This is a genomic window from Verrucomicrobiota bacterium, from assembly GCA_016200005.1.
Classification (GTDB): domain Bacteria; phylum Verrucomicrobiota; class Verrucomicrobiia; order Limisphaerales; family PALSA-1396; genus PALSA-1396.
In genome coordinates this window covers 114199-134673 of record JACQFP010000046.1, presented here as the reverse complement: position 1 = coordinate 134673, position 20475 = coordinate 114199, and the positions used below count along the sequence as shown (strand labels likewise).

Sequence of the window (20475 nt, the reverse complement as noted above, 5' to 3'; positions counted from 1 at the left end):
CCTTGACTCCTTCATTGGTATCGACAACGCGAGATCGAATGTGTATTCATTACGCTTTCAAAGCCTGAATGTGATGAAGACTTATGGCCAGATTGCTTATTATATCCGGGGCCGCCCAGGCACAGGCAATCGAGCTGAAGCCGGGGGTGATTCGGCTCGGTCGAAGTCTGGAGAACGATTATTTTCTCAATGACCTCACCGTGTCCGACAAACATTGCGAGATCGTGTTCCAAAATGACTCCGTGCTGGTTCGTGATCTCGACTCGACCAACGGAACATGGATCGACGGACAGCCCATCATCGAATCCGAACTCCACCACGGTCAGTCCTTGCACTTGGGCCACGTCGAGCTGGTCCTGGAGACGGTGCCACCTACGGTGGCCATCCCTCCCCTGCCCGTCCAACAGATCGTGTCGCATCACGTCCTGCCGGACGGTTATCCTTCCTGCATTTACCACCCGACAAGGCACGCCACCTTGCATTGCACGCATTGCAACAAACTGTTCTGTAATGCCTGTGTTCACAAACTCCGACGACTAGGCGGCAAGACAGTGATCTGTTGTCCCGCGTGCAGTTCGCAATGCGTTCTGAGCGCCTGGAGTGTTGATATGAAGCGGAAAAAGAAATCCTTCTTGGGAACATTTTTCGGCAATGTGAAAGACCGGTTCAAACGTCTTCAGGGAGAATGATCAATTGTAGTGCGCGCCGAGGACACGGATTTTTGTGACGGCAAATTTGCAAACGTAAGTGTTTACAGTTTTGAAAACCCTGGATAATTTGATGGCAAGTAACCCTGACGGAACCAAAACCATGTTGACGCATAGCAATTACAGCAAGAGGCCCGCGCGGCGCGCATTCACCTTGATTGAACTCTTGGTGGTCATCGCCATCATTGCGATCCTCGCCTCGATTCTCCTGCCCACCCTGGCGAAATCAAAGATGAAAGCGACGGGTGCTTACTGCCAGAGCAATGAGCGACAACTCCAACTGGCCTTCATCATGTACGCAGACGACAACAACGGCACGATGGAAGGGGGAGTGTTCACCTACAGTGATGGCACCAAAACGGTGAAGGTGGACACTTATGCGGGCGGATATTGGCCCGGCCCATCGCCAGATATTACAGCCGGCATGACGGTCGAGACCGCGACCCTTGCAGTGCAGAAGGGTTTCAGCATGGGACCGCTTTGGTCGTATTGTTCGAGCTTTGGCGTTTATCACTGTCCGGGGGATTTACGTTATCGACTCCGCAGGCCCGGCGCACACTGGGCCTATGACAGTTACTCCAAGGCCGACGGGATGGGCGGCTTCACAGCGGGTGGTCAACCGGCGATCTGGAATCCGAACACGCTCCCCATCTATAAAATCGCGACCGTTCCTGAACCCGCGCGCACGATGGTTTTCCTGGAAGAACCTGATTCCCGTAACTACAACCTCGGCACATGGGTGATCAACGCCGACAGCCATGGCTGGGTCGATCCGGTTGCTGCTTTCCATCTCAACGCCAACACAATCAGTTTTCTCGACGGCCATGTCGAAGGCCACAAATGGGTCGAGGCCGGTACGCTTAGGGCGGCGACGGCGGCTCAAAATAATTTGGACACGCCGTTCGGTTGGACGAAGGCACCCAACGATCGCGACTTCGCCTGGGTCGAACCGCGCTACAAATACGCCTCGTGGCCGAAGTATTTGAAGTGAGCGCTCGCACCCAGCAACTGAATTCCCATTGGGTCAATCCAGAATAATTCACCGACGTTTTCAAAACTGGACGGATTCAGGCACAATCCATTGAGGCGATGGCTGCACAACTCGTGATCAAATGAGCACTTCTGACTCCCCTGCCCTATCCGGCCGCGTTGCCTCCCTGCATTTGCATCCGGCGCAAGGAGGCGCACCACTGACAAGCGTTGACTTTGTGGAAGTCGTCGCCGGCAAAGGCATCTTGGGTAATCCGCGTTACTTCGACCGGCTCAGCCGCACCACCGGCCAGCCAAGCCGACGCCAGGTCAGTTTGATCGGACGTGAACAAATCACCGAACACGCTACCGCGTTGGCTTTGCAATCCATCGCTCCTGGCGCGGTGCGCGCGAACATTGAAACATCCGGCTTGGACCTGATCGCCTTGCTTGGTGCGAAAGTTCAAATCGGCGAAGCCATCCTCCTATTTTATGAAGCGCGCATGCCCTGTTCCAAAATGGACGCGATCTGCGTCGGTCTGCGCGCACTCATGGCTGACCAGCGCCAGGGCGTGATGGCCGAGGTGATTCAATCCGGCAGGATTCGCGTTGGCGACAGCATTTCGCCCGTTCAATGACTTGTGGCTCACTTAACTGATTGAAAAGTTGGCGGCCAACCGCCACACTGTTCCCATGCAATCTGTTTTTACCGGTCCGGTCTATGTGGTGCGCGATAACATCGACACCGATCAAATCATTCCCGCGCAATACCTGAATCTCGTTCCTACCATTCCGGAGGAATACGAAAAGCTGGGCGCCTACGCCATGTGCGGCTTGCCGGAATCGCTTTACCCGATTCGTTACGTGAAGGAGGGACAACTCGACAGCGAATATCCCATCGTCCTTGCAGGCCGCAATTTTGGCTGTGGCAGTTCGCGCGAACACGCACCCATTGCACTGGGTTCGGCAGGATGCAAGATCGTGCTGGCGGAAAGTTTTGCGCGGATTTTCTTTCGCAACTGTGTCGCCACCGGTGAACTTTATCCCTGCGAAATCACGGAACGTTTGATTGACACGCTTAAGACTGGCGACGCGGTCACGGTCGATCTGGACGCGGCTTCCGTCAGAGTCCATTCGACGAAGAAGGTTTATTCGTTCAAACCGTTGGGCGACGTGCGCCCCGTGGTCGATGCTGGCGGCTTGTTTAATTACGCACGGCAGTCGGGCATGATTCCAGCGCAATCGTAAGTCGGTTGCATGGCGGATAGGGCTATTCAGCGAAACTGAGTTTTAATTTCATTCTTACCGTGCCCAATCCACCACATCGCATTCCGCAGCAACCTGCAAGTCGGCGCGCGTTTCTGCGAACAACGGCGGCAGTCGGTGTGGTTTCACTTCTGGGTGGTCGTTTGAAAATCCCTGCGGCTGAACCTGCTGGCATTCCCTCCCTCACAACTCCATCGGGTTCGTCGGTGGGTTCGCTCTTTCCTTTCATCCAAAGCCAGGCCGTCAAAGGAGAATTTCCGCTGTCGTTTCTCAACCCGCATTTTCGTTCGCTGCGAACCTGGAAGCAGCAGGCACGCGGCAAGTTGCTGGAATTGCTGCAGTACGCGCCGACCAAAGTCGCGCCGAAGCCGGAAACGGTGGAGCGGCAGGATTGTGGCGATTACGTTCGCGAAAAGGTCTGGTTCAACACCACTCCGGATTTGCGCGTGCCGGCGTTCGTGCTTGTGCCTAAAAATCTTCCCAGCCGCGCGCCCGCCATCGTTGCGTTACACGACCACGGCGCGTTTTATCTTTGGGGCAAGGAAAAGCTCGTTGAGACTGGAAGTGAGAACCCGACACTCGCCGAATTCAGGCGTCAGTATTACGGCGGACGTAGCATCGCCATTGATCTGGTGCGTCAGGGTTACGTCGTCGTTAGCATCGACATGTTCTATTGGGGCGAGCGGCGCATGTTGTTGGACGATGATGCCGGGGACTGGCGCGCACGTCCGGCGAAGCTCCCCCGCGAGCGCATTCAGGCTTTCAATCGTCGGTCGGGACAGTACGAACAACTCGTTGGCCGGACGATCTACGCCGCCGGCTTCACCTGGCCGGGCGTGATGTTTTGGGACGACATCCGCACGGTGGATTATCTGCTCACGCGTCCGGAAGTGGACCCCAAGCGCATCGGCTGCGTTGGACTTTCGGTTGGCGGTTTGCGCTCGTGCCACCTCGCCGCGTTGGACGACCGAATTCGCGCGGCGGTGGTGGTTGGCTGGATGACTTCCTTTCCGTGGCAGCTCAAGAAACACATTGAAAACACCATTGGCCACACCAAAATCGTGCCCGGACTTTACCGTCACCTTGATTATCCCGACGTGGCCTCGCTCGCGATGCCGAAAGCGCTCCTGGTGATCAACGGTCGCAAGGACACCTTGTTCCATCCCGAAGGTGTGAGGGCAAGCTTCGACAAACTTCATGCGTGTTACGCGAAAGCCGGGGCGCCGGATCATTGTCGCACGCAGTTTTACGACACGCCACACGAGTTCAACGCCGAGATGCAAACCGAGGCTTGGGATTGGCTCAAGCGCTGGGTCTGAAAGAATCGAATCATGAAGAATCTACTGCCGCTTGTCTTGTTGAGTTTCACAACCGCGGCTCGCGCGACCGACCTTGCGCCAGTCGTCGAAATCGAGGAGGACGTTTACACATTCACAAACGCCAATAACGGCGCCGGCCCGATGTGGTGCTCCGGTTCGACGTGTCTGGTGCGCGCAGGCGGGCATCTGTTCGCCAGCGGGTTGGAGACGATTCCAGACGCCAAACCATTGAACAACTGTCGCTGGATGCTGTTCGAGCGCCGGGCGCACGGGTGGGAACGCGTGCGCGTTGATGCCGAAGGTCGCACGCGTGAACCGTCGCCGCTCGCCGTGTTTGCCGACGGTCGCGTGCTTTTGTCCGTGAACCCAACAATGGGCAAGGAGGCCGAACCCAACGGCGGCCCGGCGCGACCGGACGTGCTTCAATTCAAAGCCGATAATTCCAAATCTCCGCCTGAGTCATTGTCGCCAAGCTGGCAAGGCACGCCGCGTTTTGCCGAACATTCCTATCGCAGTTTTGCGGCGGACGGTGCGGCGGGAGAGTTGATTCTTTTTCAAAATATCGGTTACACCCACGCGGAATGGACTTTTCGCGATCGCACTGGCAAGTGGAGCGCTCAGGGACAACTCAAATGGCCGTGGGGCGCGGAATATGACAAGCCGGAGCCGATCCGCGTTTGCTATCCCGATGTCGCCATCCAAAACCGCGCGGTGCATTTCTTCGGCGTGAGCGACGTCGTCGAACCCTACAAAGCGTGGCGGGAGTTCAAACGCCAGCTTACGGGCCAGCAATGGGACTATGATTTTCGCCGGCTCTTCTACACCTGGACTCCCGACATCACCAAGCAACCGTTTGCAGACTGGGTGGAAATTGCGAGCCGGGACAAAACCTGTGGCTGGCTCTCGCCGGGCGATCTTTATCTGTCACCCGAGGGCGACGTGCACTTGCTCTGGACGGAACGCGCGTTGGACGAACGGTTGCGGTCGAAATTCTTCCCCGACGCGAAACAGAGTCACACGCTGAATCACGCGGTGGTTCGCGATGGGAAAATCATCCGGCGACAAACACTCGAGGAATCCACGGAGGACAAACCCGGCATCGTCGGCGCGGCGGGCCGGTTCCAAGTGACGCCGGATCATCGTCTCTTCGTCGTCTATTACGCGTCCGGCGTTGATCAAGGTGGCAAGCGCGTTTCCGAAAACCGGGTGCGCGAGATTCTTCCCGACGGTAGCGTCGGTCGCGCTTATCCCCTGCCCTTGCAAAAACCGTTCACGAGTTATTTCACTGCAACACCACGGGCAGGTTCGTCGCCGTCGCGCGCGCTGGAAATGCTGGGGCAACGCGAAGGCTTGGCCAACACCATCAGTTACGCGAGAGTGCGATTGTATTAGCCAACGATTGGCGATACGCGTCCACGCGGCACCAATCATTCTCGCTAGTGAACGGTGGAATTCCATTGGAGTGGCGTCTCTCGCTAACCCGGAATTCACTCGTTGGTTGTCTAATGGTTTGCGTCTGACGCAGCACGTCTCGTTTCAGGCGTTAGACTCGCTGCGTCATGCGTTCAAAAAGGTTAAAGGGCAAAGAATAAAAACTAAAGCCCCCTCACACAACGAAAGCCAGTGTTGTAGTAGGCGTAGTGTGTGGTGTTGAAGTTGCGAACGGCGCAACGCAAGTAGTAGGCGCGGCTGCCCCAATTGCCGCCGCGCAAAACACGGTCGCCCCCCGTTGCCGGTCCGCGTGGGTCACTGCCTCCCAAATACGGGCTACCTATCGGATATGGCGGCGTCCTATACGAATCCCAGCACCGCTCAAATACATTCCCAGCCATATCGTAAAGTCCATAACCGTTCGGCGCAAATGATCCCACCGGACTCGTGGCGGGTGAGGTCCCCCCGATACTCCCAATGGAGTTGTAGCCGTCCGGTCCCGAATCGTAGAAATAGGTAGCCGAGTCGCCGTAGTAGTTGGCCAAACTTTCACTGATGATATTGCCCCACGGGAACCGTTTCCCCCTCAACCCGCCCCGTGCCGCCTTCTCCCACTCCGCTTCCGTCGGCAAACGATAACCTCTGTTCGTCCAATTCACATAAGGCGTCACTTCCCCATTGGTATAAACCTGCGTCAAGTTCGTATCCGTGTAATACACCGGATTCAAACCCTCTTGCTGCGACCGCGCATTGCACCATTTCACCATGTCATACCAATCCACTGTGTGCACTGGATGGTCCATCGCCTTGCCAGCACCGGCATTGGTGAAACCATATCCGGCGTTCGTGGCCCAATCATAAACCGACTGCCATTGACTGTAGCCCACCAGGTTTAAGTCCATGTAAAACGCGGATACTGTTACGTTCGTGGGGATGGCGGTGCCCAAGCCATCCAGAGTGTCCCCGATCGTGAACACGCCTGCCGGAATGAGCGCCATGCCGGCGGGCGGGTTGAAATCAATGAGCAGGTTGGTGTTGACGCCATTGGTGGTGGGAATCTGGACATAGTCCACCCAATTGGTGCCGCCGGGCAGCGAGGCTACGGTCTGGACGGTATAGTTCGTGCCCGCCAGCGCGTTGCTCCAGACCAGCGTGCCATCCGGGTTGAACGCAATGATGGTAGTTGCCGCCGGGCCGGAAATTCGGAAAAACCGCGTCCCTTGGGCAGCCACCCAGTTCATGCCGGCAAACAATGCCAGCGCCAAGAAGGCGAGCAGTTTAGTTTTCATGTTTCGGTTGGCCGTGGGTTCAACGTGCTGAAATCGGAGTCGCCAAGATTGGAGGTTCCCGGCCAACGAACCAGAAAACGTGGAGACGAGAGAACGCTACCTCCGACGAGACAAAAGGCAAGAAGATAAGAGGCGTCAACTATTTGGCCGATTTGCTCAAGCTGATCGAGCGACTGCTTGGTCTTTCGCTTTTGACAGATCCGGAGTTCACTTGGCTGCCAATTAATGTTCGACAGCGGTAGCGCGCTGCCGCCAACCTGAGCCATGATCACGAGGTTGTCGTGTCTGAGTATCGTCCTGATCGGTTGGTGCGCTTGGGCGGAAATGGAGTCTAGGGGCAAGCCGTACACTGACGGCGATGTTTTCGCCGACACTTGGGTCGCAACCGATGGGGCCGGTCGAACCCTGCCAGGCTTGAAGGAATGCGGGCCGGTCAAGTCCGACAAATGGGTGGGGATTTTCTACTGGACCTGGCACACACCGGGTCAACCGGGGCCCTAAGACAACACCCGCATTCTCGCCGACGCCAAGGGCGGCAAGGTCAACTGGCCGCCGCCGGGCAGTTATCATTGGGGTGAACCGGAGTTGGGTTATTACGTGATGACCGATCCCTTCGTCATCCGCAAGCACGCCAGCATGCTGGTGGACGCCGGCGTTGACGTGGTGCTGTTCGACACCACCAATCCGCCTCACACTTTCAAGGAGGAGTACGAAACACTCTGCCGGGAATACACGGCCAAGCGGAAGGAAGGCGCGCGCACACCGGCCATTGCGTTCATCACGCCGTTCGGTGATCCGCGTCCGATAGTGGACGCGCTCTGGCGGGATTTGTATCAGCCCGGTTTGTGGAAGGACCTATGGTTCATTTGGGAAGGCAAACCGTTGTTGCTCGCGAACAAGGCTTTCATCAAAGACGAAGCGCGGCTGAACTTCTTCACCTTTCGCCGCCCGATGCCGGACTACTGGGACGGGCCGAGCGGTCCTGAACAATGGAGCTGGCTTGAGGTTTATCCGCAGCACATTTTTACGAATCGCCAGGGTCAAGTGGAACAGATGAGCGTGGGCGTGGCGCAAAACGCACTGCCGAACACGCCGGGTCCAGCGCCCATGAGCCACAAGCGCGGCGCCATGGGCCGCAGTTGGCACAACGGGAAAATGGACTCTCGCGACGGCGCTGTGAACCTGGGCCTGAATTTCGAGGAGCAATGGCAGCGCGCACTCTCCGTGAATCCGAGCTTCATTTTCGTGACCGGCTGGAATGAATGGGTTGCAGGACGTTACACCCAGTGGAGCAAATACACCGACGCGGACTGTTACCAGCCCGGCGGCTTGTTCGTGGATGAATACACGCAGGAATACAGTCGCGACTGCGAACCGATGCGCGGCGGACATGGAGACAATTACTTTTATCAACTGGCAGCCTGGGTACGGCGATTCAAAGGAGTGCATGAACCTCCGAAAGTCGCAGGGCCAAGCCGGATTGTTATCGATGGCGCATTCACGGATTGGGAAAAGGTCACGCCTGAATTTCGCGACACGATTGGCGACACGATCCATCGCGATCACCCAGGCTACGGCAATCAAGTTTACCGAAATGACACCGGCCGCAATGACTTCGTGATCGCCAAGGCGGCTTACGACCGGAAGAACATTTATTTTTTCATCCAGACCTTGCGCCCGATCACTCCACGAACGGACGCGCACTGGATGTTGTTGTTTATCGATGCAGATCAAAACCCGTCCACCGGCTGGATGGGCTACGATTACCTTCTGAATCTCGAAGTGCTGAGCGACACCAGCACAACGGTCAAGGCGTGGCGCAGTGGCGGCTGGCAAACGGTCGGGAAGGCGAACTATCGCGTGAATGGGAATGGCTTGGAACTCTCAGTGGCGCGTCGGCTGATCGGACAGACCAATGAACGACCAGCGTTCGATTTTCATTGGGCGGACAACATCCAGCGATTGGATGACATCTCGGAGTTCGGCCTGAATGGTGACAGCGCGCCGAACCGGCGCTTCAATTACCGTTACCACGAAGCAAAATAAGCACTAACAGGGGTCACCCCTTGTCGAAATCCGAAACTAAACAGAGCCTCCTCACGTTGGCTCCTACAGGTCCACCATTTGTTTGTATTCGGGCACGATGACTTCCGCTTTGGGCTTCATCGCGCGCAGTGTTGCGGCGTGGGCGAGACATTGCGATTCCTCGCCGTGGATGCAGACGATCTTCTTGATGTCGCCGGTCAGGTTTTCCACGTAACGTTTCAATTCATTTTTGTCGGCGTGGCCGGAAAAGGCGTCGATGGACGCAATCCGCGCGCGAACAACCTGCGGTTCGCCGAAAATGTTGACAGGATTCTGGCCGGCCAGAATTTGCGCGCCCAAAGTATGTTCGGCGCAATAGCCGATGAAGAGAATGAGATTTTCCGGCTGGCCAATGTGGTTTTTCAGATGATGACGGATGCGCCCAGCTTCGCACATGCCCGAAGCGCTGATGATGATGGCGGGTTCTTTCATCTCGTTCAGCTTCATCGAATGCGCCACTTCGCGAATGTAAGTGAGGTTTTCCATGCCGAAAGGATTGGCTTTTTCGCGGAGGAATTTCGCCGTTGCCTCGTTGAAACATTCCGGGTGCAAACGGTAAACTTCGGTCGCGTTCACACTGAGCGGGCTATCAACGAAGATCGGCACTTTGGGAATCTTTCCGGCTTCGGTCAACTGGTTGAGTTCATAAACGATGTCCTGCGTGCGGCCGACGGAAAACGCCGGGATGATGACCTTGCCATCTTTCTCCAGCGTTTCACAAACGAGTCGCCGAACCAATTCTTTGGCGTCGGCTTTGGGTGAATGTTCGCGTCCGCCGTAGGTGCTTTCGATCTGCAAGTAATCCACATTCTCGACTGGCTGCGGATCGCGCAGAATTTCATCGCCACCACGCCCGATGTCGCCACTGAAAAGGTAACGGAACTTGCGGTGGTTTTCTTCGATGTCCAGCACCACCTGCGCTGCGCCGAGAATGTGGCCGGCATCGCGGAACGTGACCGCCACGCCGTCCACCACGCGCAGCGGGCGGTCGTAGTTGATGGCCACGAACTGGCGCAGCGCCTTCTCCGCGTCCGCCGGCGTGTAAAGGGGTTCGACCGGTGGAAGTTTTTTCTTCGCACGTTTTTGGGAAACAAACTCCGCGTCAGCACGTTGGATCTCGGCTGAATCCATGAGCATAATGCTCGCGAGGTCGCGCGTGGCGAACGTGCAGTAAATACTGCCCTCGAAACCGCGCTTGCAGAGATTGGGCAGATTGCCCGCGTGGTCGATGTGGGCATGGCTGAGCACGACGGCGTCAATCTGCCTTGGATCGAAGGGGAAATTGCGATTGCGTTCCATGGTTTCGTCGCGCTTGCCCTGGAAGAGGCCGCACTCCAGCAGCAGGCGTCTTTGATTCACTTCAAACAAGTACATCGAGCCGGTCGTCGTGCGCGTGGCGCCGAGGAAATGAATTCGCATGGCGCAAGGATGCGGTTCGCGTTTTGATTGTCGAGTTTGGAATGATGATGCGCTTGCGACCGTGAGGCGATTTGTTAAATTGAGCGCATGAGTGGCGGTGATTTCCTCGAGCCTCCCGGTCTGCGCGTGACGGTGGATCGCGTCGTCTATCAGCCGCAGGTCGAAACCCCGGCAGACCGACCGCATTGTTTTGTCTATTTCATCAGCATCCACAACGACACGGACTGTTCCGTCACCATCAAAGGCCGCAAATGGGTTGTGACGAATGCGCGCGGGGAGGTCACCGCCGTGGAGGGCGCCGGTGTGATCGGCCAATTCCCCACCATCGATCCGGGCGACAAATTCAGCTACAACAGTTTTCACCTGTTGGACACGCCCACGGCGGTGGCCGAGGGCAGCTACCTGGGCGTGGACGCGGTCGGGCGCACGGTTCTGACGCGCATCCCGCGATTCAAGATGATGGTACCCAATTAGCGAGGTCGAAGGCGTTTCCAAAAAACGCAATGGACAATTGCACGGAAGTCGTTACAGTCCGCCCAACATTTATGAAAAACAATCCTCTGGCCGCCGTTCTTTTAGTCGTGTTGCTGGCATGTGTTATTGGTACTGCTGTGCTCACGGGTTATTACTTCAATTGCCTTCGTAAACTTCGAGGGTTGCAACCGGCCATCGTCCAGATTAACTACAATCGGACCTTCATGCAGTCGCTTCTCAATGAGACCCAGGAATACAGCAAGAAATATCCCTCGCTTGAGCCGCTGATCCAGTCGCTCGTCCCGAAAAACTCCGCCGGAGCTTCAACCCCGGCACCTGCCAAACCTGCCGCCAAGTAAATTCAAGCCCTACGACAACATGAACGACACTCCCCGTCCCTCCATTGAAGAGTTGCAGGAGCAAGTCCGCTCGCTCAGGACATTCTTTCTTGCGACGCTTGCAGTCCTGATTTTTCTGAGCTTCACCCTTGACGTATTCATCTTGCGTCAAGTGAGCATCGCGAGAAGGCAACTCGAGGAAAACCAGAAATTTGTGGATGACTACAACAAAATTTCAGTGCCGATGATCACTGATTTTCTGACCAAACTGACCGCGGCGTCCAAGACCAACACGGACATTGCGCGCCTGCTTCTAAAATACAACATCCAGCAGCCGGTGGCCAAGCCAGTCCCAGCCACGCTGCCGGCGCATCCGGCGACGACACCTTTGACGGCGCCTGCGCCTGCGCCAAAAAAGTGATTCGTAGCAGCCGACGTTAGGAGGCTCTGTTTAATTGCGGATTGTGGATTTCGGATCTGGAGTCAGAGCCTCGTTACCTCGGCTCCTGCGCGTTAATCATTCTGCCAATAGCTTTTCAACCTTCGCGGCCAGACCGTCGCGACCGTTCACATCGCGCAGATTGCCCTTCTTATCCACCAGCCACATGGCGGGAATGCTGCTGATGCCGTACTCCTTGCCAAACGCATTCTCCCAACCTTTGCCGTCGAAATACTGTGGCCAGGCCATCTTTTTCTCCGCCACAAACTTCACGAGCTTTTCCTTTTCCTGATCGAAGCTGATGCCAACGATTTCAAACCCCTTCGGGTGCAGTTTATCGTAGGCCGCCTTCACATTCGGCAGTTCGGCCACACACGGGCCGCACCAGGTCGCCCAAAAATCCACCAGCACCACCTTGCCCGGCATCTGGGTCAGATCCACTTTCCGTCCGTCCACTGCCGTGAAGCTGATCGGCAAGGGTTTCCCCACTGCCTCCATCTTCTTGAGCAACTTTCTGGCTTCATCCTTGATCTCGGTCGGGGCGGCGCCGTTGACGATTTCCTGGGCGATCTGTCGCGCTTTGTCACCTTCGCTGCTGGAGGCGACTTCGAGCAACATGCCGTAAACTTCATCGCGCTTGGGAAAATCCTTTTGCAACACGCGCACGCCCTTCTCAAATTCGGCCATCATGGCCGCTTCACCTTCGGATTGCTTCCGCATGGCGGCCATCTGAAGCATCTGAGTGCGCAATTCGAAGCGCTCATCGTCGCCAAGCTTCGGATCTTTCAGCCGCTCGTTTTGTAGGACCTCGAGACGGGCGAACCGATTCGTGTTGCCCAGTTGCACAGCAAAGGCGGTCAGCTCGTATTCCTTCTTGCGCGCATCATCGGCCTTGTCGTGTTTCGGAAAGCGCGTGTAAAAATCCTTCGCCTTGTCCGCCGCCTCACCCGCCAGTTTACCCTGGCTCTCGCGGAATTTCATGATCTCCTCTTGCGAAGGCCGCGTGGTCCGCCATTCCGCCGGCGGCGTCGGCGGACGGCTCGCTTGCTCGACGGCCTGCCACGCCTTGTCGGCGTCATCGAGTTGGGTTTCGGCGGCGATGAGCGATTGATTGACGGACATCAAACAACTCATGGCCGCAAAGCACAACAGCGTCAGCAAGCGGAACGAAGGACGACACGGGGTGGACAAAGTTGTTTTCATGCTTTGGTGGAGTGAGTGGTTATCGGCTATTTTCTATTCCGGATCGGTCGCGCTGGCAGGCTTCAATGTTGGTCGAAGTTTCTCCAGCACCAGTTGAATGCGTCTCGGATTATTGGGCGCGTTGAAATCCGCTTCACGAACGCCGGGCGCAGGATGCTCCAGAGCGGTTTGGAGCGCACAGACAACTGTGGCCGCCTCGTCCGTGGCGATTTCAATTTTGTCTTGCTGCTCAATGCGCATGGATTTCCGGGCGAATTCCAACAGAACGGCGCACGGTTCCAAGCAGGGAATTAAACTTTTTTCAGCCGCGTCGTCGGGCGGCAATCCCTCCACTGTCCAGAGCCTGCGCTTCAAGCAAAACTTCTTGTGGCAACACGCGCGAATGACCTGTGCCGCCTGCGCGTCATTGAGTATCGTCGTGATGCGATACATGCCCGTCTGACGCTGGGCGAAATCGCGGTAATGCGTCACCGGCGGTTGCGACAATTGCGCGGCGTGCCAGTCGGCAATGGCGCCGGGATAAAGCTGGTTGAGCGCCAGTTCGAGTTTCGTTTCATCCGGGAGAACGATGCGCCAGCCCGATTGCAGATTCGGCGCTGACTTGAGCGGTCGAAACGCACCCGCTGCGGTGAATTGCGCCAAGCCGCGCAGATCGGCGAGGGTCATGGATCGCAACCTGTCTTCGGCGCAGTCACAGTCCTCGACGTGCCGCAATTCAAATCCTGCGCCAACCCGACGAATCACCTTCCCCTCCTGGGAGGGGTCAGGGGGTGGCTCTGGCTTCAAGCGGAAAGCCACGATGAGCGCCGCGTTCGACTGAATGGTTCTGTTTTGGCGGATGGAAAAAAGAGTTGTCGCCATTGGTTGCACGGTGCACAAACCAACCATGAATTATTTGATGGCCGGGATCATCGGGCTGGTCAGCGGTGTGGCCAGCGGTTTGTTCGGCGTAGGCGGCGGCATCGTCATGGTGCCGGCGATGATCTTCTTCATGACGATGGACATCAAACGCGCGGTGGGCACTTCGCTGGCCGTCATCATTCCCACTGCGCTGATGGGCTCGTTCAAGCACTACCAGCAGGGGAATCTGGATTGGCGCGTGGCGTTGTCGCTTGCTCCGATGGCCATCCTCGGCGGTTACGCTGGCGCGTGGCTCACGACGCAAATCTCTTCGGCCAATCTCAAGCGCGGCTTCGGCGGATTCCTGGTTTTGGTCGGATGCCGTCTGTTGTTTTTCAAATAATTCTTCTCAAGCAATTCTCGCGACCCGATCCCACAGCGGAAGTTTTTTATTTGCAGCAATTGAAGATTAACTCAAGCTTCGCGCACATTTCAAATCCCTGAACGCTATGCCACAGTCCATTCGAGATTTCATTGCCGCCACCGGCGTTGTAGATGTCCACGAGCATCACATTCCTGAAATCCTGCTCAATCGCGAGGTCAACCTCCTGCAATTGTTCCAGCAAAGCTACGCCGGTTGGACGCAGGCACGACCTTACACGCTACCTTCGGAAACCCGCGACAGCGATCCCATGCTCGCCGCCGTCGGCGCGACGACCTGTGAAGCGCTGGCACCGTTCCTGGAGAACAGCGGGTCCAATTCACTTGTGCGTAATCTCGTCCGCGCCGTGACGGAGCTTTACGGTGAAGGCGAACCCGCGATCACGCGAGATAACTGGAAAGCGCTCGACGACGCCGTGCGCGAGCATCATCGCCGCCCCGACTGGTGCAAGGAAGTATTGCGGCGCGCAGGCATCGAGCGACTGATTACCGATCCCTACACTGATCCAGTGCTCGACGCGCATCAGGCTTTGGGCAACAACTACAACTCGGTCATGCGAATCAACAGCTTCGCCTGCGGCTGGCATCCCGAATCGCGCGATCACAACGGCAACAGCGCGCACGCCCTTCTCAAGCGGCTTGGATTGAAACCCGCTTCTTTCGACGATTACGTCGCCGCGCTCGAACAACTCGTGGACGGCATGGCGTCGCGCCACCAGGTCGCTTTGAAAAATGCGCTGGCCTACGACCGTGACGTGGCTTTCGACGAACCGGACGAAAAACTTGCACGACGGGCTTGGGGCAAAACTTCGCCGTCTCCGTCCGAGCGAAAAGCGTTTGGTGATTTCGTCGTTGATCGGCTCTGCCGATTGGCGGGCGGGCGCGACATTCCGATGCAAATGCATCTGGGCACCGCCATCATTCGCGGCTCACACCCGTTGAAAGCCGCCGGTCTGATCGAGCGTCATCCGCGCACGCGATTTCTCCTGATGCACCTCGCGTATCCGTGGAGTAGCGACCTGTTGGGGATGGCCTTCGTCTATCGCAACATCTGGCTGGACCTGACGTGGTCGTTTCTGCTCAGTCCGTCGCACTTCAAACCCGCGCTGCACGAGGCCATCGAAACCCTGCCGGACGAATCGCGCCTGATGTTCGGCGGCGACAACTGGCATGTCGAGGAAACCTACGGCACGATCAAGCTGGCGCGGCAGTTGATTGGTGAAGTGTTGGAAGAGAAACTTGCCGCTGGTTATTTCCGTCGTGAAGACGCGGAACGCTTGGCTGCAAGGATTCTGCGCGAGAACGCCATCCGCTTCTTCAAGTTGTCGTAGCCGTGAGATTTCCCCCTCACCCTACCCTCTCCCCCTCGAAGGGGGCGAGGGTGGCCGAGCAATCGCGATTCCGGTAGTGCGTAATCTTGAACTCCGGTCGCTCCAGAATGTCCACCACCTTCTCAAACTGATCTTCAAACGGTGGAAAAAACGCGTCGCCTTCGACGGTTCGCTTGACGAGCGTGAGGTAAAGATCGGAACAACGCGGCAGAAGCTGCTCGTAAAGCTGCGCGCCACCACAGATGAACACCTGGCGGTTGGCCACCAACGACGGCAACTCATCAAGACTGGCAATAGTCTGCACACCAGGACAGGCGAACTGCGACCGGCTCAACACAATCGTGGTGCGATTGGATAGCGGCTTGCCAATGGATTCAAATGTTTTCCGCCCCATCACGATGACGTGGCCGGTGGTCATTTGTTTGAACCACCTGAAATCCTCCGGCAAATGCCACGGGATTTTGTTGCCCGCTCCAATCACGCGGTTGAGTGACATGGCGGCGATGGCTTTGAAAGATTTCACGTTGGAGTTCAAGCTTTAGCTTGTCGGTTTATCAACTGATTCCTGGAACAGCCTAAAGGCTGAACTCCAACTTACAACTCCCGCTTTTCTCGGCCGGCATTCACGTTGGAGTTCAAGCTTTAGCTTGTCGGTTTATGAAGTGATTTGCGGAACAACCTGAAGGTTGAACTCCAACGCGAAAACCTACAATGCTGGCGGATCCCAACTCTTGCCGTAATCAGCAATCGGATACTCCTTCCATAGTTCCAATGCGCTCTCCCTCCCGACTTTCTCCAGGAAGGCCGCTCCGCTCGAAAACGGCCAGTCCCGCCAATGTTGGACATAGCCATGATGAACTGGATTATGATGAATATAATTGAGCGTCGCCCAAAAGTGCCGATCCGATTTCATTCCGGTTTCAGCGCAATTAAAGCAAACCTTGCGTCCCCGCTTATTGTCGTCTCCGTTCCAATCGAACGCGGTTCGTCCATGCATTTGGCCAATGCCGTGGAGCAAGTCGGGTAATTTTCCTGCCAAAACCAAAGCGTGGTAATGATTGGGCAGGACGCACCATGCATGAATCTCCTCAGACCACGTTTCCAAAGTCTCCAACAGACGCCTGGCAAAATCAGCCAATCGTTCCGGTGTTTTACCGACGACGTGATGGTGCTCGTAGCAAGCAGCCGTAAGCAAATAGCGGCCATTCTGGCTCTCAAGATGCGGTGGGCTATGCCAGGGACGGTCGTTGAAGCGGCGATACTCAAACAGTTCCTCGCGCTGCTTTGCGTTCAGTTTTTGCCAGAGATACATCAGTTGGAGTCCCGTTGGAGTTCAAGCTTTTGCCTGTCTCCTTGTATGGCCTTCATCTTTGCGGAACAAGCTAAAGCTTGAACTCCAACTACACTGCAATCGGCGCTCTGATGGTCGGGTGCGGGTCGTAACCGACCAGTTCAAAGTCCTCGAACTTGAAGGCGTCGATATTCTTCACCTCTGGATTCAATTCCATTTGCGGCAATGGACGCGGCTCGCGCGTGAGTTGCAACTTCGCCTGCTCGATGTGATTTGCGTAAAGGTGCAGGTCGCCGAAGGTGTGGACGAAATCGCCGGGCTTCAATCCGCAAACCTGCGCGACCATCAGCGTGAGCAACGCGTAGCTGGCGATGTTAAATGGCACACCCAGGAAAATGTCCGCGCTGCGTTGATAAAGCTGGCAACTCAACTCGCCGTCACTCACGTAAAACTGAAACAAGGCATGACATGGCGGCAGGGCCATGCTGTCAATGTCGGCCACATTCCAGGCGCTGACGATCAGCCGGCGGCTGTCGGGATTCGTTTTGATTTCGTCAATGACCTTGGCGATCTGGTCGATGCCGTACCTGCTTTTCCGCAACCGTGGTCCGATGGGTGTCACGCTCGCGCCAGCACCGGATTCACCGAGGTCGAACAGCGTCGGCTGACTTCCGGCGGGGTCCGGGGATCGGCGAGGTCGGCTTCGGGTCTTGACCCAATGCCGCCATTGCTTGCCGTACACCGGTCCCAGGTCACCGTTTTTATCGGCCCACTCGTCCCAAATGGTCACCTTGTTTTCCTGCAAATAGCGCACGTTTCGCTCGCCGCGCAGAAACCACAATAATTCATAAATGATGGAGCGCAGATGCAGCTTCTTCGTGGTGAGAACCGGAAAGTTGTTTCGCAAGTCGAACCGGGCTTGCGCTCCAAACAGGGAATAGGTGCCGGTGCCGGTGCGGTCGGGTTTGAGTTTCCCGTTTTCCAGCACGTGGCGCAAGAGTTCGAGATATTGGATCATAAACAAAGCCGGCGACTGCGATTTGAGCGAAGCACCTTCGCCCGCCCCAGAATCGTTCGCTCCGCAAAAGAGGACGAACTCGTCGGCTTCGGCGTCGCTCATTTTGGGGCCACGGGTCTGGGAACGGCAACTACTTTTACCTGTCGCGGCGGAAAGTTTTTCCTTAGCTTTCCATTTCATGCAACCATTGCCTTATACGCGTTCCTGTTTCGTCTGCGGTGAATCCAATCCCATCGGACTGCGGCTCAAGTTTGAAACCGACGGACGGATCGTGCGGACGTGTTTCGTCCCCAAACCGGAACATGTCGGTTTCAAACAGACGATTCACGGCGGCCTGCTGGCGACGCTGCTGGATGAAATCATGGCTTGGGCGTGCATCGCGCAAACCAAACGGTTCGGTTATTGCGCGGAGTTGAACGTCCGCTTTGTGCAGACGGCGAGGCCAGGCGAGGCAATTACCGCCACCGCTGAACTGGTCAACAACGCCCGGAATAAACTTTTTGAAACGCGGGGCGAACTGCGCAATTCACAAAACGCCGTCCTGGCGACGGCCACGGGAAAATATCTGGCGATCAAAACGCCAACGGTAACCGACATGATGGCGGACCTGATCGGGAACGTGGAAGCGATAGCCGGTCAAACGGGAGCTGCGGCGAATGCAGTGTAAGCGACGAAAGAATCCACCACCCATTGCCAAATCTCTTTTTCAACAGAATGGCCGCCGAACCCACCCCAACCCCTCCGAGGAGGGGAGAAGGATTCCGCGCGCCATGGTTAACTTCCCCTCCCGGGAGGGGTCAGGGGTGGGTAACAATTTCGGCTGGTCGGGAGAAAACAACTTGCGCGCTCTACTTGATCTCCACGCTCAATTTGTTTCTTTCCAGCGTGGTGCCTTCACCGAGGGCGAGTTGAGCGAGCGCCTTGTTGTAGTCGGCCAGCGCGCGGATTTCTTCGGAACTGCGCGCGGTCAGGTCGCGTTGCGCCTGCAACACGAGAAAACTGGTGCTCTTGCCGTTCTCCAATTTCTTTTGTTCGGCATCGAGCGCCGCCTCGGCGTAAGTGCGCGCCTCGCGCGTGGCAGCCACACGTTCAAAGCTGGTCTTGGCCACCGCGATGGCATTCTCGATGCCAATCAGAACGTTTTGCTCCATTTGTTTTAGCTCCAACGCAATCTGCTCCTTGGTGGCTTTGGCCGCCTTGTAATTGTTGCGCGCGCTCGTGTTGCCCAACGGAATGGTCATCGCCGCACCGTAAGAATAGAAGGGATTGTCCCGGCGACGAAATTGATCGAACGCGCCGCTGAACTCCTGACTGGACGCCGCGAAGCCATAACTGCCAATCAGGTCCAACTGCGGATACATTTGGTTTCGTTGGAAGCGAACAACGTAGCCCTGTTTTTCCACGCTGATCTTCGCCTGCAGCACGTCCGGACGCAGGCTCAAACCTTTCTTCCAGCTATCCTGTTTGTTGAAAGATTGAGGCATGGCCAGCAGAGTTTCTTTGGGTTGCACGACCACGTCCTCCCATTTTGAATAATCATCACTCAACAGATTCTTCAACACTCTTTGTTGCGTGTCCCGGTTGCCCAATGCGGCCAGCAAATCCGCCCGGCTGGAGGCCACCTGGGATTCCGATTGTTTTTCATCGAGCGGCGCCAGCGCGCCGACTTCGACCCGCTTCTTGTTTTCCGCCGCCAGCCGTTCCGCCAGTTCGAGCGCCTTTTCCTGCACCTTGACGTTTTCCAGGGCAAAGATGAGATCGTAGTAGGCTTGTTCCACCGCGGTGACGGTGTTCATGATTTGAAACCGGAGATCCAGTTCGGAAAGCTGGACGTTTCGCTTGTTGAGGAAAATCTGCAATCGGGTGGAATCGATCCAGAAATTTTTCAAGAGCGGCTGTCGCAGTTGGAGAAGGCCGGCATTGCCGGACGTGGTCTCAAACGGGTCGCGGGTCGGCATCGTGCCGAAGTTCGTGCTGAGAAAACTGACGGTGTTACTGGAATTGATGTCAAAGAAGCTGTTCGTAACGACTGTTTGTTTGCTCGGATCGATTGCAGTGCTCGGTCGTGTTCCGTATTGGTCTGACAGCGTTCCGCCCACGTTGTAAGTCAGTCCCCACGGAAGCAACCCCTGAAGTCCAGTGCTGAAACGGTCAGTGTCAATTTCGTTACCGGCAAAAGGCCGTCCTTGCGGATCGAGTCCTCCGGGTGACAAGCTATAATCATGCTCGCCCGAGAAAGTGGCAAAAGGATCATAACCGCCATACGACGCGGCCAGTGTGTAACGAGAGATGTCCGGGCTGAAGCGTTTGATCTGCACGTCCAGATTGTGTTGCACCGCCTGCAGGACACATTCCTGGAGCGACATTGGACGGAGCGTCTCGTTGGTTGATTGCGCGCCAACTGTGACGGCCAGACCGAGGGACGCAATGGCAAAGTAATGAATGATACGCATTGGCCGCGAAGATTGCTTGATTTGCATAATTTCGTCAAACGTGTTTCGTAAAATGGCGAGCATGATTGTTCCTGTCCGTCTCAGACGTTAGCGGATGGCGCGAAATTCGACGCGAGTTGGTTGACGCCATGCCGTTGATCGGGTCGTTTACCTGTCCTCTGG

The 20475-nt window shown here is 56.4% G+C and carries 22 protein-coding genes; 14 read left to right on the top strand and 8 right to left on the bottom strand.

Annotation, left to right across the window (positions count from 1 at the left end; translation table 11 throughout):
* Positions 1-83 precede the first annotated feature (83 nt).
* From HY298_16550 to HY298_16525, 6 genes are all read left to right on the top strand, one after another.
* Positions 84-689, top strand: coding sequence for an FHA domain-containing protein (locus HY298_16550; protein MBI3851867.1), 606 nt, complete (start codon positions 84-86; stop codon positions 687-689).
* A gap of 121 nt (positions 690-810) precedes the next feature.
* Entirely contained in the window at positions 811-1698 is an 888-nt protein-coding gene (locus tag HY298_16545; GenBank protein ID MBI3851866.1) for a prepilin-type N-terminal cleavage/methylation domain-containing protein, read from the top strand.
* Positions 1699-1819: 121 nt separating this feature from the next.
* Positions 1820-2314, top strand: coding sequence for an MOSC domain-containing protein (locus HY298_16540; GenBank protein MBI3851865.1), 495 nt, complete (start codon positions 1820-1822; stop codon positions 2312-2314).
* A gap of 55 nt (positions 2315-2369) precedes the next feature.
* A complete protein-coding gene (locus tag HY298_16535) occupies positions 2370-2924 on the top strand; it encodes a 3-isopropylmalate dehydratase (protein ID MBI3851864.1) in 555 nt (184 codons plus the stop codon).
* A gap of 59 nt (positions 2925-2983) precedes the next feature.
* A complete protein-coding gene (locus tag HY298_16530) occupies positions 2984-4261 on the top strand; it encodes an acetylxylan esterase (GenBank protein MBI3851863.1) in 1278 nt (425 codons plus the stop codon).
* Between the two features lie 12 nt (positions 4262-4273).
* On the top strand, positions 4274-5653 hold the full coding sequence (locus HY298_16525) for a hypothetical protein (GenBank protein MBI3851862.1): 1380 nt from the start codon (positions 4274-4276) through the stop codon (positions 5651-5653).
* Positions 5654-5856: 203 nt separating this feature from the next.
* Here HY298_16525 and HY298_16520 read toward each other — a convergent pair whose 3' ends face one another.
* Complete coding sequence (locus HY298_16520) at positions 5857-6981, bottom strand: formylglycine-generating enzyme family protein (GenBank protein MBI3851861.1); 1125 nt, start codon at positions 6979-6981, stop codon at positions 5857-5859.
* Between the two features lie 264 nt (positions 6982-7245).
* On the opposite strand from HY298_16520, the gene HY298_16515 reads away from it, so the two are divergent.
* Both HY298_16515 and HY298_16510 read left to right on the top strand, forming a co-directional pair.
* Complete coding sequence (locus HY298_16515; GenBank protein ID MBI3851860.1) at positions 7246-7482, top strand: hypothetical protein; 237 nt, start codon at positions 7246-7248, stop codon at positions 7480-7482.
* A gap of 99 nt (positions 7483-7581) precedes the next feature.
* Positions 7582-9027 carry a hypothetical protein gene (locus tag HY298_16510; protein ID MBI3851859.1) on the top strand — a complete coding sequence of 482 codons (1446 nt, stop codon included), beginning with the start codon at positions 7582-7584 and terminating at the stop codon, positions 9025-9027.
* A gap of 63 nt (positions 9028-9090) precedes the next feature.
* Here the strand turns inward: HY298_16510 and HY298_16505 are convergent, their stop codons facing one another.
* Positions 9091-10440 carry an MBL fold metallo-hydrolase gene (locus HY298_16505; GenBank protein MBI3851858.1) on the bottom strand — a complete coding sequence of 450 codons (1350 nt, stop codon included), beginning with the start codon at positions 10438-10440 and terminating at the stop codon, positions 9091-9093.
* A gap of 132 nt (positions 10441-10572) precedes the next feature.
* Here HY298_16505 and HY298_16500 point away from each other — a divergent pair, with 132 nt between their 5' ends.
* From HY298_16500 to HY298_16490, 3 genes are all read left to right on the top strand, one after another.
* Positions 10573-10959: an ApaG domain gene (locus HY298_16500; GenBank protein ID MBI3851857.1), complete on the top strand. Its 387-nt coding sequence runs from the start codon at positions 10573-10575 to the stop codon at positions 10957-10959.
* Positions 10960-11030: 71 nt separating this feature from the next.
* Positions 11031-11318, top strand: coding sequence for a hypothetical protein (locus HY298_16495; protein MBI3851856.1), 288 nt, complete (start codon positions 11031-11033; stop codon positions 11316-11318).
* Between the two features lie 19 nt (positions 11319-11337).
* Positions 11338-11718 carry a hypothetical protein gene (locus tag HY298_16490; protein MBI3851855.1) on the top strand — a complete coding sequence of 127 codons (381 nt, stop codon included), beginning with the start codon at positions 11338-11340 and terminating at the stop codon, positions 11716-11718.
* A 96-nt stretch (positions 11719-11814) separates the two neighbouring features.
* On the opposite strand, the gene HY298_16485 is transcribed toward HY298_16490, so the two are convergent.
* Both HY298_16485 and HY298_16480 read right to left on the bottom strand, forming a co-directional pair.
* Entirely contained in the window at positions 11815-12939 is a 1125-nt protein-coding gene (locus HY298_16485) for a TlpA family protein disulfide reductase (GenBank protein MBI3851854.1), read from the bottom strand.
* Between the two features lie 33 nt (positions 12940-12972).
* Positions 12973-13800, bottom strand: a complete 828-nt coding sequence (locus tag HY298_16480; protein ID MBI3851853.1) for a hypothetical protein — start codon at positions 13798-13800, stop codon at positions 12973-12975.
* A gap of 25 nt (positions 13801-13825) precedes the next feature.
* Between HY298_16480 and HY298_16475 the strand changes: the two genes are divergently transcribed.
* Both HY298_16475 and HY298_16470 read left to right on the top strand, forming a co-directional pair.
* Positions 13826-14182: a sulfite exporter TauE/SafE family protein gene (locus tag HY298_16475; GenBank protein ID MBI3851852.1), complete on the top strand. Its 357-nt coding sequence runs from the start codon at positions 13826-13828 to the stop codon at positions 14180-14182.
* A 106-nt stretch (positions 14183-14288) separates the two neighbouring features.
* Positions 14289-15551 (top strand): amidohydrolase, encoded by a 1263-nt coding sequence (locus HY298_16470; GenBank protein ID MBI3851851.1) that lies wholly within the window; start codon positions 14289-14291, stop codon positions 15549-15551.
* A gap of 16 nt (positions 15552-15567) precedes the next feature.
* Here the strand turns inward: HY298_16470 and HY298_16465 are convergent, their stop codons facing one another.
* The 3 genes from HY298_16465 to thyA all read right to left on the bottom strand — a co-directional run bounded on the left by HY298_16465 (position 15568) and on the right by thyA (position 17860).
* Positions 15568-16074, bottom strand: a complete 507-nt coding sequence (locus HY298_16465) for a dihydrofolate reductase (protein ID MBI3851850.1) — start codon at positions 16072-16074, stop codon at positions 15568-15570.
* 183 nt (positions 16075-16257) lie between these two features.
* Positions 16258-16746, bottom strand: a complete 489-nt coding sequence (locus HY298_16460) for a hypothetical protein (GenBank protein ID MBI3851849.1) — start codon at positions 16744-16746, stop codon at positions 16258-16260.
* Between the two features lie 205 nt (positions 16747-16951).
* On the bottom strand, positions 16952-17860 hold the full coding sequence (thyA, locus tag HY298_16455; protein ID MBI3851848.1) for a thymidylate synthase: 909 nt from the start codon (positions 17858-17860) through the stop codon (positions 16952-16954).
* A gap of 178 nt (positions 17861-18038) precedes the next feature.
* Between thyA and HY298_16450 the strand changes: the two genes are divergently transcribed.
* Positions 18039-18527 (top strand): PaaI family thioesterase, encoded by a 489-nt coding sequence (locus HY298_16450; GenBank protein MBI3851847.1) that lies wholly within the window; start codon positions 18039-18041, stop codon positions 18525-18527.
* Positions 18528-18708: 181 nt separating this feature from the next.
* Here the strand turns inward: HY298_16450 and HY298_16445 are convergent, their stop codons facing one another.
* Positions 18709-20340 carry a TolC family protein gene (locus tag HY298_16445; GenBank protein ID MBI3851846.1) on the bottom strand — a complete coding sequence of 544 codons (1632 nt, stop codon included), beginning with the start codon at positions 20338-20340 and terminating at the stop codon, positions 18709-18711.
* Between the last annotated feature and the right edge of the window lie 135 nt (positions 20341-20475).